Source organism: Streptomyces sp. AC1-42W (assembly GCF_003248355.1).
In the GTDB taxonomy this organism is placed as follows: Bacteria; Actinomycetota; Actinomycetes; order Streptomycetales; family Streptomycetaceae; genus Streptomyces.
Map to the genome: position 1 here is coordinate 653,703 of NZ_QKWY01000001.1, position 16,016 is coordinate 669,718.

At 69.6% G+C, this 16,016-nt stretch carries 11 protein-coding genes; all 11 read left to right on the forward strand.

Annotated elements, in window-relative coordinates; translation table 11 throughout:
* Window positions 1-65 precede the first annotated feature (65 nt).
* A complete protein-coding gene (locus tag DNK56_RS03000; RefSeq protein WP_111330152.1) occupies window positions 66-341 on the forward strand; it encodes a glutaredoxin family protein in 276 nt (91 codons plus the stop codon).
* Between the two features lie 272 nt (window positions 342-613).
* Window positions 614-1,381 carry a redox-sensing transcriptional repressor Rex gene (locus DNK56_RS03005; protein WP_111330154.1) on the forward strand — a complete coding sequence of 256 codons (768 nt, stop codon included), beginning with the start codon at window positions 614-616 and terminating at the stop codon, window positions 1,379-1,381.
* Window positions 1,378-2,760, forward strand: coding sequence for a glutamyl-tRNA reductase (locus DNK56_RS03010; protein WP_111330156.1), 1,383 nt, complete (start codon window positions 1,378-1,380; stop codon window positions 2,758-2,760). The genes DNK56_RS03005 and DNK56_RS03010 overlap by 4 nt, the downstream gene beginning before the upstream one ends.
* Complete coding sequence (hemC, locus tag DNK56_RS03015) at window positions 2,757-3,719, forward strand: hydroxymethylbilane synthase (RefSeq protein ID WP_111330158.1); 963 nt, start codon at window positions 2,757-2,759, stop codon at window positions 3,717-3,719. The genes DNK56_RS03010 and hemC overlap by 4 nt, the downstream gene beginning before the upstream one ends.
* Window positions 3,716-5,383, forward strand: a complete 1,668-nt coding sequence (locus DNK56_RS03020) for a uroporphyrinogen-III synthase (RefSeq protein ID WP_111330160.1) — start codon at window positions 3,716-3,718, stop codon at window positions 5,381-5,383. The genes hemC and DNK56_RS03020 overlap by 4 nt, the downstream gene beginning before the upstream one ends.
* A gap of 138 nt (window positions 5,384-5,521) precedes the next feature.
* Window positions 5,522-6,517, forward strand: coding sequence for a porphobilinogen synthase (gene hemB, locus DNK56_RS03025; RefSeq protein WP_199563902.1), 996 nt, complete (start codon window positions 5,522-5,524; stop codon window positions 6,515-6,517).
* 350 nt (window positions 6,518-6,867) lie between these two features.
* The gene (locus tag DNK56_RS03030; RefSeq protein ID WP_111330164.1) at window positions 6,868-7,539 is read left to right on the forward strand and encodes an Abi family protein; all 672 of its coding nucleotides are present in this window, start codon (window positions 6,868-6,870) and stop codon (window positions 7,537-7,539) included.
* Window positions 7,536-9,620 carry an N-6 DNA methylase gene (locus tag DNK56_RS03035; RefSeq protein ID WP_111330166.1) on the forward strand — a complete coding sequence of 695 codons (2,085 nt, stop codon included), beginning with the start codon at window positions 7,536-7,538 and terminating at the stop codon, window positions 9,618-9,620. Before DNK56_RS03030 ends, DNK56_RS03035 begins: the two co-directional genes overlap by 4 nt.
* A 38-nt stretch (window positions 9,621-9,658) precedes the next feature.
* The gene (locus tag DNK56_RS03040) at window positions 9,659-11,272 is read left to right on the forward strand and encodes a class I SAM-dependent DNA methyltransferase (RefSeq protein ID WP_111330168.1); all 1,614 of its coding nucleotides are present in this window, start codon (window positions 9,659-9,661) and stop codon (window positions 11,270-11,272) included.
* On the forward strand, window positions 11,272-12,537 hold the full coding sequence (locus DNK56_RS03045) for a restriction endonuclease subunit S (protein ID WP_111330170.1): 1,266 nt from the start codon (window positions 11,272-11,274) through the stop codon (window positions 12,535-12,537). The genes DNK56_RS03040 and DNK56_RS03045 overlap by 1 nt, the downstream gene beginning before the upstream one ends.
* Window positions 12,534-15,767, forward strand: coding sequence for a type I restriction endonuclease subunit R (locus tag DNK56_RS03050; protein WP_111330172.1), 3,234 nt, complete (start codon window positions 12,534-12,536; stop codon window positions 15,765-15,767). Before DNK56_RS03045 ends, DNK56_RS03050 begins: the two co-directional genes overlap by 4 nt.
* Window positions 15,768-16,016: the final 249 nt, after the last annotated feature.

Below are 16,016 nucleotides of genomic sequence, written 5' to 3' on the forward strand. Positions count from 1 at the left end.
CCGTGATGCGGGGGCGTGAACTCCTGGTGTCCGGGGCGCCACGTCCGCCGACGCAGAATGAGGACATGAGTGCCCTGCCGCGACGTAAGAAGAAGGACCCCGCCGAGCGGGTGGTGACCCTGGTGGGGAAGCCGGGCTGCCACCTCTGCGACGACGCCCGCGACGTGGTCCGCGCGGTGTGCGAGGAGACCGGCGCCTCCTGGGAGGAGAAGGACATCACCCGGGACGAGGAGCTGTACCGGGAGTACTGGGAGCAGATCCCCGTCGTGCTCGTGGATAACGAACAGCACACGTTCTGGCGGGTGGACCCGGTGAGACTGCGCAGCGCGCTGCTTTCCTGACCGAAACCCGGTTACCATCATGGGCGTTTTGAGTGGTCTCGGGGGCGTAGCTGTGAGGAGTGTGTTCGGCTTTGCCCCCTTCGGGCCTGCAACGGGCTGATGCGATCCCTGGTTCCTGGATCGCGCGACGGATGTGCGTGACCCCGGTCACTTTGACCGGACAAACCGGACACTATCTTTGTGCACGCGTTCACAAAGACATAGCCTGCATTCGACGGGGCGGTCTAGGGACATACGGCCGCCTGCAGCCCCGCTCATCCCGCAGGAGCATCGTGGCAACTGGCCGAAATCACCGACCGGCGACCCGCAGCCGAGGAATTCCCGAGGCCACTGTCGCCCGTCTCCCGCTGTATCTCCGCGCGCTGACCGCGCTGTCCGAGCGCTCGGTACCCACGGTCTCCTCCGAGGAACTCGCGGCGGCGGCGGGGGTCAACTCCGCCAAGCTGCGCAAGGACTTCAGCTACCTCGGCTCCTACGGGACACGCGGCGTCGGCTACGACGTCGAGTACCTCGTCTACCAGATCTCGCGCGAGCTCGGCCTCACCCAGGACTGGCCGGTCGCCATCGTCGGCATCGGCAACCTCGGCGCGGCCCTCGCCAACTACGGCGGCTTCGCCTCCCGCGGCTTCCGGGTCGCCGCCCTCATCGACGCCGACCCGGCGATGACCGGCACGCCCGTCGCCGGCATCCCCGTCCAGCACGCCGACGAACTCGACCGCATCATCAGCGAGAACGGCGTGTCCATCGGCGTGATCACCACCCCGCCCGGCGCCGCCCAGCAGGTGTGCGACCGGCTCGTCGCCGCCGGGGTCACCTCCATCCTCAACTTCGCCCCGACCGTCCTCTCGGTGCCCGACGGCGTGGACGTGCGCAAGGTGGACCTCTCCATCGAGCTCCAGATCCTCGCCTTCCACGAGCAGCGCAAGGCGGGCGAGGACGGCGCCGAGCCGGCCTCCGACCCGGCCGCGCCGCCCGTGCGCGCCACCAGCACCGGCCGGAAGGGACCCGACGGGGACATGCCCGCCGTGATGCCGGCATGAGCCTGCTCCTCGTGGGGCTGAGCCACCGCAGCGCCCCCGTCTCCGTACTGGAACGCGCCTCGCTGGCCGCCGACACCCGCGCCAAGCTCCTCCAGGACACCCTCGCCGCCGAACCCGCGGCCGAGGCCGCCGTCCTGGCCACCTGCAACCGCATCGAGCTGTACGCCGACGTGGACAAGTTCCACGCGGGCGTCGCCGAACTGTCCACGCTGCTCGCCCAGCACAGCGGCGTCGGGCTCGACGAGCTGACTCCGTATCTCTATGTGCACTACGAGGACCGGGCCGTCCACCACCTCTTCTCGGTGGCCTGCGGGCTGGACTCGATGGTCGTGGGCGAGGGCCAGATCCTCGGCCAGATCAAGGACGCGCTCGCCGTGGGCCAGGAGCTGCACACCGCGGGCCGGCTGCTGAACGACCTGTTCCAGCAGGCCCTGCGGGTCGGCAAGCGCGCCCACAGCGAGACCGGGATCGACCGGGCCGGGCAGTCCCTGGTCACCTTCGGCCTGGAACAGCTCGCCGAGGGCACCGACACCGCGGCCTGGGCGAAGGACAAGCGCGCCCTCGTCATCGGGGCCGGCTCCATGTCCTCGCTGGCCGCCGCCACCCTGGCCCGCACCGGCGTCGCCGAGATCGTCGTCGCCAACCGCACCCGCGCCCGCGCCGACCGGCTGGTCGAGATCCTCAACCAGCCCGGCTCCACCGGAGTGCGCGCGCACGCCGTGGAGATGGCGGACGTGACCGGCGAACTGACACGTGCCGACATCGTCGTCTCCTGCACCGGGGCCACCGGACTCGTGCTCACCGCCGAGGCCGTCGCCGGGGCGCTCGGCCGGGACACGGCGAGCGGCCTGATCCCCGCCCAGTCCACCGGACCGGCGCGCCTCGCGCTGCTCGACCTGGCCATGCCCCGCGACATCGACGCGGACGCCGGGCGCCTCGACGGGGTACGCCTCGTCGACATCGAGTCGCTCGCGGAGGCGTCGGCGGACGCCCCGATGGCCGCCGACGTGGACCAGGTGCGCACCATCGTCGCCGACGAGGTCGCCGCCTTCGGCGCCGCCCAGCGCGCCGCCCACATCACCCCGACCGTCGTCGCCCTGCGCACGATGGCCGCCGGTGTGGTCGCGGACGAGATCACACGGCTGGACGGACGCCTCCCCGACCTGGACGAGAAGCAGCGCGCCGAGATCACGCAGACCGTGCGCCGCGTCGTCGACAAGCTCCTGCACGCGCCCACCGTGCGGGTCAAGCAGCTCGCCAGCGAGCCCGGCGGCGCCGGCTACGCGGACGCGCTGCGAGAACTCTTCGACCTCGACCCGCAGACGGTGGCCGCCGTCTCACGGGCAGACCTGAACGACCCGAATCGAGGGCGGTCATGACCGACAACTCACCCCTGAAGCTGGGGACCCGGCGCAGCAAGCTGGCCATGGCGCAGTCCGGCCACGTCGCAGACGCGGTCAGCGAGGTGACCGGCCGCGCCGTCGAACTCGTCGAGATCACCACGTACGGGGACACCTCGCGGGAACACCTGGCGCAGATCGGCGGCACCGGCGTGTTCGTCGCCGCGCTGCGCGAGGCGCTGCTGCGCGGCGAGGTGGACTTCGCCGTGCACTCGCTCAAGGACCTGCCGACCGCGCCCACCGAGGGCCTGGTGCTGGCCGCGGTACCGGTCCGCGAGGACCCGCGCGACGCGCTGGTGGCGCGGGACGGGCTGACCTTCGAGCGGCTGCCGGCCGGTGCCCGGATCGGCACCGGTTCGCCGCGCCGCATGGCCCAGCTCAACGCGTACGCCCGCAGCCACGGAATGGAGATCGAGACCGTTCCGATCCGCGGAAATGTGGACACGCGCATCGGTTTTGTACGCGACGGGGAGCTGGACGCGGTGGCTCTCGCCGCGGCCGGGCTCAGCCGTCTGGGCCGGAGCGGTGAGGCGACCGACTTCCTGTCGTTCGACACCGTGCTGCCCGCTCCCGGTCAGGGAGCACTGGCGATCGAGTGCGCTGCGAGCAGCGCCGACCTCGCCGCCGCGCTCGCCGAGCTCGACGACCCGTACACCCGGGCCGCCGTGACCGCCGAGCGTGCCCTGCTCGCCGCCCTGGAGGCCGGCTGCTCCGCACCCGTGGGTGCGTACGCCGATCTCCTCGCCGACGGTCAGGCTGTCAACGAACTGCGCCTGCGCGGTGTCGTCGGTTCCACCGACGGTGCCTCGCTGGTGCAGATGTCCACCACCGGTCCCGTTCCCACGTCGCACGACGACGCGGCGGCGATCGGTCGCGAACTCGCGGCCGAGATGCTTGCCAAGGGTGCGGCCGGTCTTATGGGGGAGCGAGCACTTTGAGCCCCACCGGCCCCGCCTCACACGATTTCCCGGTCCACTCCGCAGGGCAGGTCACCTTCCTGGGTGCCGGGCCCGGCGATCCGGGACTGCTGACCCTGCGCGCCGTCGAGGCGCTTGCGAGCGCGGACGTCCTTGTCGCCGAGCCGGATGTTCTCGGTGTGGTCCGCTGCCATGCGCGGGCAGGGGTAAGCACCCCTGAGCCGGCGGTTGTTGACGCGCAGTCAACGGCCGCCGGGGTGCCCGTTCTCAGGGACGCGGCCAATCTTGTCATGGAGGCAGCGAAGGGCGGCAGGCGGGTCGTCCGTGCCGTGGCCGGAGACCCCGGCCTGGACGGGAACGCCGCTTCCGAGATGCTGGCCTGCGCCGCGGCCGGCATCCCCTTCGAGGTCGTGCCCGGCATCGCCAACGCCGTGGGGGTGCCCGCGTACGCCGGGGTGCCGCTGCGGGACGCGCAGGGCGCCGACGTGCGCTTCGTCGACGCCCGTACGGCCGGTGAGCGCTGCTGGAGCGAGGTCGGCGCGAGCGACGCGACGTGCGTCATCTCGACGGCGCTGGACGCGGTGGCCGCGGCCGCCGGTGAGCTGGTCGCGGCGGGCCGCAAGCCCGACACCCCGCTGACCGTGACGGCCGGCGGCACGACGACCCGCCAGCGGACCTGGACGGCGACCCTCGGGACGATCGCCCAGGTGTTCAAGCAGGGCAAGGTGCTGCCGTCGCCGGAGGGCCATCAGCCGGTCATAGCCGTGGTCGGGGAGCGCAGCTCCGCCGCCCAGCGCGACCAGCTCGCGTGGTTCGAGTCCAAGCCGATGTTCGGCTGGAAGGTGCTCGTGCCGCGGACGAAGGAGCAGGCGGCATCGCTCTCCGACCAGCTGCGTTCCTACGGCGCGGTGCCGCACGAGGTGCCGACGATCGCCGTCGAGCCGCCGCGTACGCCCCAGCAGATGGAGCGGGCCGTCAAGGGCCTGGTCACCGGCCGCTACGAGTGGATCGCGTTCACCAGCGTCAACGCGGTGAAGGCGGTCCGGGAGAAGTTCGAGGAGTACGGGCTGGACGCCCGTGCCTTCGCCGGGATCAAGGTCGCGGCGGTGGGCGAGCAGACGGCCGCCGCGCTGATCGACTTCGGTGTGAAGCCGGACCTGGTGCCCTCGGGCGAGCAGTCCGCCGCCGGTCTCCTTGAGGACTGGCCGCCGTACGACCCGGTCTTCGACCCGATCGACCGGGTGTTCCTGCCGCGGGCGGACATCGCCACCGAGACCCTGGTGGCCGGGCTGATCGAGCTGGGCTGGGAGGTCGACGACGTCACCGCGTACCGCACGGTCCGCGCCTCGCCGCCGCCGGCCGAGACCCGCGAGGCGATCAAGGGCGGCGGCTTCGACGCGGTGCTCTTCACCTCGTCCTCGACCGTCCGCAACCTGGTCGGCATCGCGGGCAAGCCGCACAACGTGACGGTCATCGCCTGTATCGGCCCCGCCACGGCGAAGACCGCCGAGGAGCACGGGTTGCGCGTGGACGTGCTGTCGCCGGAGCCCTCGGTGCACAAGCTGGCCGAGGCGCTGGCCGAGTTCGGCGCGCGGCGCCGGGACGCGGCGCGGGAGGCCGGTGACCCGGTGACCCGTCCCAGCGAGCGGCGTCCGGGCGCGCGCAGGCGCCGTACGACGACCTGATCCGGTCGCGGTCGCGGGGCCCGTCCGCCTCCTTGTGAGGCGGTCGGGCCCCGCCGCGTTTTCCGGCTGTGTGTCCGGCCGGGTTTCCCGGCGCCGGTGTCGGTAAGAGCCCGGTGTGCGCGGGTCTAGTCTCGAAGGATGACTGTGTACGGAAACTTCCCCGGCTCGCGGCCCCGTCGGCTGCGGACGACCCCCGCGATGCGGCGGATGGTCGCCGAGACACGGCTCGATCCGGCCAACCTGATCCTGCCCGCGTTCGTCCGGGAGGGCATCGACGCCCCGGTCCCGATCGCGGCCATGCCCGGCGTGCGGCAGCACACCGCGGACACCCTGCGGAAGGCCGCCGTGGACGCCGCCTCGGCCGGGGTCTCGGGGATCATGCTGTTCGGTGTGCCGCTGGACGAGAAGAAGGACGGCCGGGGCACGGCGGGCACCGACCCGGACGGCATCCTCCAGGTCGCGCTGCGGGCGGTGCGCGAGGAGGTGGGCGACGATCTGGTGATCATGTCCGACCTCTGTCTCGACGAGTACACCGACCACGGCCACTGCGGGGTGCTGACCGCCGACGGCCGGGTGGACAACGACGCCACGCTGGAGCGGTACGCGGAGATGGCGCAGGTCCAGGCCGACGCGGGCGCCCACACGGTGGGCCCCAGCGGCATGATGGACGGCCAGGTCGGCGTCATCCGCGACGCGCTCGACCAGACGGGCCACGAGGACGTCTCGATCCTCGCGTACACCGCGAAGTACTCCTCGGCCTTCTACGGCCCGTTCCGGGAGGCCGTCGGCTCCTCGCTCCAGGGCGACCGCAAGACCTACCAGCAGGACCCGGCCAACATCCGCGAGTCCCTGCGCGAGCTGGCGCTCGACCTGGAGGAGGGCGCGGACATGGTCATGGTCAAGCCGGCCGGCCCCTACCTGGACATCCTGGCGAAGGTCGCCGAGGCGTCGGACGTGCCGGTGGCCGCGTACCAGATCAGCGGCGAGTACGCGATGATCGAGGCCGCCGCCGAGAAGGGCTGGATCGACCGGGACGCGGCGATCCTGGAGAGCCTGACGGGCATCCGGCGCGCGGGCGCGCAGCTGATCCTGACGTACTGGGCGACGGAGGTCGCACGGCGGCTGGGCCGTTGACGGTCGGGAGGTCACGGAAGCGGGTCGCGCCGGAGCGCGGCCCGCTTTTCAATTGTCAGCGAGTTGCACGCTACTGCTGAGAACCCCGCTTCTCAGCAGTAGCGTGCTGTTCGCTCTTCACTTCTGCAGGAAGAAGCGCTAGGTTTGACTCATCGCGGTGAGGGGGCGTCAGCTCGACTCTCACAGCGGCAAACAGTGACGCCCTGCACTGCCTAATTGCGGTGGGCAGTGCAGGGCGTCACACCAGGCTCTGCCCTGGGCTGTGTGCTATGCGGCGAAGCAAGCGGTGACAGGACTCCAAGGCGTACTAGGGCACCGTAACACGGTGGCCCGAACGAAGGAAGTGGGCGATGACGGCGAACGGCGAGAAGGAATTAATCGAGGCCATCTCCCCAGAACGGTTTCAGCCGTTCCTGGACGAGTGCCACGGCGATGCGGTGGTGGCACTGCGACTGTACGCCTGGGACGCGGAGGCGGCCCGGGCGCTGCACAGCCCTCTGCGTGACCTGGAGGTGAGCCTGCGCAACAGGATCCACCGACAGCTCACCGGCAAGTTCGGCCAGGCCGACTGGTGGAACCTGCGGCGGGCGGCGCCGAACGACTGGGCGATGAAGGAAATCCGGGATGCTCGGGCGAAGCTGGCTGAGCATGGCAAGAGCGCTGCTCCGTGCGACATCGTCGCCGCACTCTCGTTCGGCTTCTGGGTCGGGCTGGTCAGCAGGGGTGGTTCCGGAAACTACGAGATGAAGTACTGGAACCCGGCGCTGCGGCACTGCTTCAAGGGGGTGCGCCGCACGGATCTCCATAGGCAGCTGGGGATCATGCAGACCCTGCGCAACCGCGTCGCTCACCACGAGCGCGTCTACCACCGCCGGTTGGAGGAGGACTTCAGGACAGCCGTCCAGCTGACGGCCCTCGTCGCACCCGCTTTGGCGGCCCGCCACGAGAAGTACAGCCAGGTCCCCGCGGTTCTGGCGCGAAGGGCCCGGGTCCTTTCGGGCGAGGAGGAGATTGTGCTGTGACGGAGCGGCGGCAGTACGAGCCGGTGACGCTCGGCGAGATCAAGGAGCTTGCCGAGGTCGGCCGGCCTACGGTCAGCAATTGGCGACGTCGCCATGCCTCCTTTCCCGAGGCGGTCGGCGGCTCCGAGAGCAAGCCGTTGTTTGACGCGGAGGAGATCGCGGGCTGGCTGGACGACCGGCCCGTGCCCGATGGCGAACGGCACCCGGACGGCACCCTGCCGACATACGGTGAGCGCTTCCGCGAGGGACTCCGGCTGCGGCGATTGGTGACGCTCGGGCATGGCACGCTGCGCCCGGAGGAACTGATCGTCCGGGCGCTGGCAGTGGCCGCCATGGAGGGAGAAGGTGGCGGCAGCACGGAGGAGAGCCTGCCGTCGACCCTTCTCCGCGACTTCGACTTGGCCGGTGACGAGATCCTCCATACGGTGCGCGAGCTGGTGGAGGAGCTGGGCAGCGCCGGAGCCGCTGCCGAGGCGGTGCTCCGGCTGGCCGGGCGTCTGGAGTCGGATCTCATGATGGACGCGACGCCGGTGCCGGTGACCGGACTGATGGATGTCCTGGCTCGGCCGCTGCTGTCGATGAGACGGCCCGTGACCGTGGTCAACCTTTGCGCCGGTACGGGGGACGTGCTTCTCAAGCTCGCCGCCGACGACGGGGAGAACCGGGTCGCCGCCGTGGAGCCGGACGCCTTGCGGCGCACCGTGCTGCGGTACCGGCTGCTCGCGCACTGGGCGGCAGGGGAGACCCTGGTGTGCTCGGATCCGGCAGAGCTGAACGAACATGGATTCCCACTGGCGGAGCTGGTCGTGGCCGACCCGCCCTATGCCGCCGGCGAACGGGAGCGGGACGAGGACGGTCCGCTGCGATGGGCGGTCGAGGCGGTCGAGCGTCTGAAGGAGAGGGGCAAGGGGCTGGTGGTCGTCCCGTCCTGGACGCTGTCCCGCCCACGCGGCGGAATCGGCACGGCGAACACCCGGATGCGGGAGGCCCTGCTCAAGTCCGGCGCCGTGGAGGCGATCGTCCAGCTGCCCCGCCGTATCCACACCTTCCGTACGGGCGCCGAGCACGCCATGTTGGTGTTGCGGAGCACGCGGTCGGCGCCGACGGACTCCGGTGTGCTGCTGATCGACGCCGATCGGTTGGTGCGCCGGGTGGGCGACGCGTGGCAGCAGAACGTCGAGGCGTTGCTGCGCAGTACGGGTATGCCCGTGCCCGAGGAGGCGCAGCGTGTGCCTGTGGCCAGCACCGGTCCCGCCAGCTCGTATCTGCTCGACGGACGTTCTCTGTTGCCCGCACACCGGCTTGCGTCCCCGGAGAAGGGGCTCGATCACTTCGTGGCGACGGTGGAGGCCAGGCAGAACGCGTATGTTGCGTTGCCCCACCTGAAGCGGTGGATCGGTGACCTCGGCGTCGGTAAGAGGGAGCATCGTGCCGAGCACTTCAAGGTCGGCGGGCAGCTGAGGGCAGGGCAGCTCAAGCTCCTGCCGGGCCACCGCATCAAGGAGAGCGACATCGGTGACGCGGGCGTGCCCGTGATCGGCAGGGAAGAGATGCTGGGAGCCCTGCCGATCGGGGAGCGGCGCATCATGCTGGAGGACCTCGCGGCCTACCCGCAGAGCCTGATGACGGAACAGGGCGATGTCTTCATGCTCACCGAGCACGGTGTCCGCACGCAGGTGGACGACGCAGGCGGCTGTGTCCTGCTGGCGCCGGTGCAAGGGCTGCGGATCGCCGCGTATCGGAAGTACCTGATGGACCTGGCGGCGGGTCGGACGGTCCGTCCGGAGGGCCTGTGGATGCGTCCGCACGCGCTGGCCCGCCTGCTGGCCGCACCTCGCAATCAGCAGCGGGGCAGCGGTTCGCTCGTGCGCCGGGTGAGCGTGAAGGATATGGACCTGCCGCAGCTTCCGCCGGAGGAGATCGCCGATCTCGAAGCGGTGCTGGCCGAGACGGAGCGGCACCGCGCCGAGGTACGCAGACAACTGTCGGCGCTGGACACCCTGGCCGAGCGGCTGGCGGCGGGCGTCGCGGACGGCGACCTGCGCCTGCGTAAGCGGTCCGAGCCAGGCCCCCGGGCCTGACGGCCCCCTCTGTGAACGACGAGAGAAACGAGTGCTTCGTGCCACCCCGTAGCAAGAAGAAGACCGAACCTGCCGACATGAAGCAGATCCTGTGGCAGGCCGCGGACAAGCTGCGCGGCAGCCTGGATGCCGCCGCGTACAAGCACTACGTGCTGGGTCTCGTCTTCCTCAAGTACGTCTCCGCCGCGATGAGCGAGAAGCGTGCACAGTTGGAGGCCGAGCTGCGGGAGGAGGGCGGCTGGAGCGAGGAGGACATCCTCGTCACGCTGGAGGAGCGGCGCGAGTACACGGGCGCGGGCATCTTCTACGTACCCCCGACCGCCCGTTGGGAGTCCGTTCTGGAGCGGGCCGGCGCGACCGTGGAGGGGCAGACCGTCGGAGAGGCGATCGACGCGGCGATGCTGGCGATCGAGGCGCAGAACCCGGCGCTGAAGAAGACCCTGCCGAAGATTTACGCCGCCGGCCGGGTCGACGACGAGCGCCTCGTCGGACTGATCAGGCTGCTGGACCGGCTCGCGTTCCAGGAGCAGCTGGGCGACGACGGCCGCCGCAAGGGCGCGCGGGACATCATGGGGGAGGTGTACGAGTACTTCCTGGCCGAGTTCGCGCTGAAGGAGGGCCGCAAGGGCGGGGAGTACTTCACCCCGGAGAGCGTGGTCCAGCTGCTCGTGGAGGTGCTGGAGCCGAAGCCGGGCGAGCGGGTGTACGACCCGGCCTGCGGGTCGGGCGGCATGTTCGTGCAGGCGGAGAAGTTCATCGAGTCGCACGGCGGCAATCCGCTGAACGTCGCGGTCTACGGGCAGGAGCTCAACCAGACCACCTGGCAGCTGGCCCATATGAACCTGGCCATCCACGGCGTGGAGGCGAATCTGGGCGACGAGCCGGCCGACACCTTCCGCAACGACCAGCACCCCACGCTCAAGGCGGACGTGGTGATGGCCAACCCGCCGTTCAACATCTCCGACTGGGGCGGGGAGATGCTCGGCATGGACAAGCGGTGGGTGTACGGGGCTCCTCCCGTCGGCAACGCGAACTATGCCTGGCTCCAGCACATGATCAGCAAGCTCGCGCCGAGCGGCCGGGCGGGGGTCGTTCTCGCGAACGGCTCGATGAGCAGCAAGCAGTCCGGCGAGGGCGACATCCGCCGGGGCATGGTCGAGGACGACCTGGTGATGTGCATGATCGCGCTGCCCGGGCAGTTGTTCCGGTCGACGCAGATCCCGGCGTGCCTGTGGTTCCTCGCGGAGGGGATGGGACGCCACTCGGGGTGGGTGCGGGGGCGCAAGGGTGAGGTCCTGTTCATCGACGCGCGCGAGTTCGGCGTGATGAAGAACCGGACGCTGCGGGAGCTGACCCCGGAGGAGATCGTCGGGCGCATCGGTGACACGGTGCGGGCTTGGCGGGGCGCGGAGGGGGCGGGCGCGTATGAGGACATGCCCGGGTTCTGCGCGAGCGTGGGCGTGGACACGATCGCGGAACACGACTTCGTCCTGACGCCGGGGCGGTACGTGGGGACGGCGGAGGTTGAGGTAGACCCGGACGCGGAGCCGGTGGAGGAGAAGATCGCGCGGCTGACTGCGTTGCTGCGGGAGCAGTTCGCGGAGTCGGAGCGGTTGGCGCGGGTTGTGGATGAGCAGTTGGGGAGGGTGTGATGGGGCTGTCCCCCGATGCCCGTGGCGGCCTGCGATGCCTTCCTGAAGGCTGGCACTATCGGCCCCTTGAGGACTTGCTGGAGCCCCGAGGGATCGCCTACGGGATTGTGCAGCCCGGGACCCACGATCCGACTGGTGTTCCCGTCGTGCGGGTCAAGGATGTACGGCGCGGACGCATCGGCCGAACCGACGTGCTACGCGTCGCCAGGCGGGTAGAGGCGAATTACGAGAGAACCCGTCTCCGTGGGGGTGAGCTGCTCCTTTCGCTCGTAGGGTCGGTGGGCGAGGTCGCGGTGGTGCCCTCCGATCTCGCAGGATGGAACGTGGCGCGGGCCATTGCGGTTCTGAGACCGGCGTTGGTCAGTAGTGCCTGGTTGAAGCTGTATCTCATGTCCGAGCCTGCCCAAGGGTGCATGCGGGACTGGCAGAACACCACCGTGCAGGCAACGCTCAACTTGCGGGATGTACGTCGCATCCCCGTCGCTCTGCCCCCAGAGCGCGAGCGGAGGGCCATCACAGAGGTGCTCGGTGCGCTGGACGACAAGATCGCGCTCAACGAGCGGATCTGTGCGACCGTGCTGGACTTGGGTGACTCCTATCACCACAAAGTGAGTCACCAGGGCGCTGCGCCGGTTGCGACATTCGGGCAGCTCGTGGCGGAGGGGTCGCTCCAGTTCGGCGACGGATATCGGACTAAGAAGGCCGAGCACGGCACACCCGGGCTTCCCATTTTGCGAGTCGCGGAAGTCGGGATGGGGGCGATCACCCCTTCGTTCGGCGACCACGTCCGTGAAGAATTTCGTTCAGCGATGGGAAGGAAGACATCCCGCCCCGGAGACGTTGTTCTCACGACCAAGGGGACTGTCGGCCGGGTGGCGATGATCTCCTCCCACGACGCGGAGTTCGTCTACAGCCCTCAGGTCTGCTTCTTCAGGCCAGTCGGTGATGCTCCGCTCTCTGCCCCCTACCTGTTCCATTGGCTGCGGGGGCCAGAGTTCTGGGGCCAGGCGGCCGGGATGAAGGGGCAGACCGACATGGCGGATTACCTCAGCCTCAGTGACATCCGGTCGCTGAAGATTTCGCTGCCCACGGAGTCGGAACTCGCTGCGTTCGATCGGCAATGTGCACCGCTGCACGCCCGTGCCGAGGCGGCCAGGCTCGAAAACCGCACCCTAGCCACCCTCCGCGACACCCTCCTCCCCCAGCTCGTCACCGGCAAGATCCGCGTCAAGGACGCCACCCGCGTCGTAGAGGAGGCCGTATGAGAGGCACCCACCCCACGGGCGAGCCCCCCATCGACCGGCTCACCGAGAAGGAGTTGGAGCTGCACGCCCTCGGCATCTTCGGCGAGGTCGGGTGGCAGCACGTGCCCGGGGCCGAGTTGGGGCCCGCGTACGGCGTACGGAAGGGGTGGGGCGACCTCGTTCTGTACCCCAACCTCCGCAAGGCGATCCGGCGGCGCTACCCGCAGCTGCCCGAGAGCGCGGCCGACGACGCCATACCGGCGCTCCTCGCCCAGCTCACGCAGCACGACCTCCGCGAGAACCACCGGTTCTACGAGCGGCTGACCGGCGGCGTCTCCGTCCCGTACGACGACCCCGCCACCGGTGAAGCGCGCCACGCGGTCATCCGGCCCGTCGATTTCGGCGATCCCCACGCCAACGACCTGATCGCCGCCAGCCAGGTCCGGATCACGAGCGTCAAGGACCGGACGTTCATATTCGACATCGTCCTGTACGTGAACGGGCTGCCGCTCGCCGTCATCGAGCTGAAGAAGGCCGACAGCAACGACAGCGCGCACACCGCCTACGACCAGCTCCAGGGCTACCGCCGTGAGCTGAAGCAGACGGGCACGTTCGCCACGTTCCTCGTCATGCTCGCCTCCGACGGGATCACCGCCCGTATGGGCACGCCGTTCACGCCCTGGCAGCATATGGCCCCCTGGCACGCCGACGACCAGGACCGCATGCTGCGCAAGCATCAGCGCGAGGACGGGCGGGCGCTGGAACGCATGCTGTACGGGGCGTTCGAGCCGGCCCGGCTGCTCGACCTGATCGGCAACTTCCTCTCGTACTCCGCCGAGAAGTCCGGCGACGTCAACACGGTCAAGCTCGCCAAGGCACACCAGTACATCGCCGTGAACGCCGCCGTCCGGGCCACCGAGGCGGCCCTCGCCACCGATGGCCGGGCGGGTGTCGTCTGGCACACGCAGGGCGCGGGGAAGAGCGAGGAGATGCTCTTCTACGTGGGGAAGGCCGCTTCGACACCCGAGCTGTCGAGTCCGACCTTCGTCATGCTGACGGACCGGATCGACCTCGATGACCAGCTGTTCCGGACGTTCGCCGCCAGCGACACCCTGCGCAAGCGGATCAAGGAGGAGTTGCAGACCGCCGACGACGCCGGGGAACTGCGCCGACTGCTGAACAGCCCCGAGAGTAACGGCGGGGTCATCTTCGCGACGCTCCAGAAGTTCCGGCTGACCGAGGACGAGCGCAAAGCCGGTGTACGGCATCCGCGGATCTCGCCGCGCCGTGACGTGATCGTCGTCGTCGACGAAGCCCACCGCAGCCACTACGACTTCATCGACGGCTACGCCCGCAACCTGCGCGACGCCCTCCCGAACGCCACGTTCATCGCCTTCACCGGCACGCCCATCAACAACAGCACGGGCAGCACGCAGGGCGTCTTCGGCGGGAACATCCACACGTACGACCTCACGCAGGCCGTCGACGACGGGGCCACCGTGCCCGTCTTCTACGAGCCGCATCTCGTCAAGGTCGACCTCGTCAAAAACGTGGACCTCGACGATCTGAACGCTCGTGCGGAAGGCTTGATCGAGGGTCTCGGCGAGGACGAGAAGCGTGCCGCGCGCCAGCAGTTCGGGCGGTACGAGGAGCTGATCGGTTCGCCCGCCCGCATCCGGGAGCTGGCCGGGGGCCTGCTGGAGCACTGGGATGCGCGCAGCACGGAGATGCAGAAGCTGACGGGTTACACGGGCAAGGGCATGGTCGTCTGCGCCTCCCGGGCCATCGCCGCGCGACTGTTCGAGGAGGTGATCCGTCGTAGGCCGGACTGGAAGGGGGAACGCGACCCGAAGACGGGGCTGTTGACCGACACCACCGGGCGTATCCGAGTCGTCTTCACCGGGAACGCCGCCACGGACACCGAAGAAGTCGCCGACTACATCCGCACGCCCACCCAGCTGAAGAAGATGCAGGCGCGGGTGACCGACCCGGATGACGAACTGGAGCTGGTGATCGTCCAGTCCCTGTGGCTGACCGGTTTCGACGCGCCGCCCCTGCACACGCTCTACCTGGACAAGCGCATGCGCGGGGCCGCGCTCATGCAGGCCATCGCCCGCGTCAACCGCACCTGGCCCGGCAAGCCCTCCGGGCTGGTTGTCGACTTCCAGGGCGTCATACGGGAGATCAAGGAAGCCCTCGCCGAGTACTCCGAGCAGGACCAGGCGGACCCCATGCTGGGCGCCGACCTCGCGGGCGCGGTCCAGATCGTCCGGGAAAGCCACCAGCAGATCGTGGACATCCTGCACAGGTGCCGGTGGAAACAGACGCTCGCCGTCGGTGGCCCACGCTCCTACCGTGAGGCCCTGGTGGAGGTCCTGGAGTTCCTGGCCGCGCCGGAGCCGGGGCTGGAGTTCGAACAGGCCACGCGAAAGCAGCGGTTCATGTACCACTCAGGGCTGCTCCGGCAGGCGTTCTCGCTCTGCCCGACCGATCAGCGCGTGCAGGATCTGCTGCCCGACATCCGGTTCTTCGAGTCCGTGCGGAAGTCGCGGGAGAAGTACACGGCGGATGAGCGCCAGGAGCAGGACACAGCCACCGCTGCGGACGTGGAACTGCTCATCGCGCAGCTCCACGCCTCGGTCATCGCAGCCGACGGTGTCGTGGACATCTACGACGCGGCCGGCCTGAGCAAGCCGGACCTCTCTCACCTGGACGAATCCCTCCTGAAGAAGCTCCAGGCATCGAAGCATCCGAACCTGGCGATCGAGGCACTCCGGCGGGCCCTGCTGAAGGAGATCCGGGATGCCCATCCCCGTAACCTGACCCGGCAGGAGAGCTTCACGAGCCGGGTGCGGGCGGCGATGAACCGGTACACGAACGGGCTTCTGGCAGCCGCCGAGTTCATGAAGTTCCTCATCGAACTGGCGCAGGAGGTCTCCGCTGACCGGGGACGGGCCGAGGACCTCGGGTTGACCGAGGACGAGCTGGCCTTCTATGACGCGCTGGCCGCCGATCCCTCGGCGGTCGAGCAGATGGAGGACTCGGTCCTCGCGCGCATCGCGCACGAGCTCTACGAGCAGATCCGCAAGGACGTCACCGTCGACTGGAAGCTCAAGGAACAGTCCAGGGACCGGATCATGGCCCGCGTGCTCCGGCTCCTGCGGAAGTACGGATATCCGCCGGACAAGCAGCCTGCGGCGATCGAGCGGGTGCTGAAGCAGGCGGAGGACCTGGCCGAGGCCATGGCCTGAGCCGGAGGGCTGTCGCTGGAGTGCCTTGCCTCGGCACGGGGCGCTTCCCGAAGCCCGGGCCTCGGGGCCCAGGTCTCGGGTCTCGGGGTGCGAGCTTCGGGGCGGCTCTGTTCCCTCTTTCGTGTGTACGGGGAGGGCGCTTTGCCCGAGTCTTGGGACCCGGGGCTCGGGCGTCGGGATGCGGGCTTCGAGGGCCGAGCGCTGTTGTACAACCGGTAGGTAAAAGAAGGGGGGTTGGGAAAACCTCCC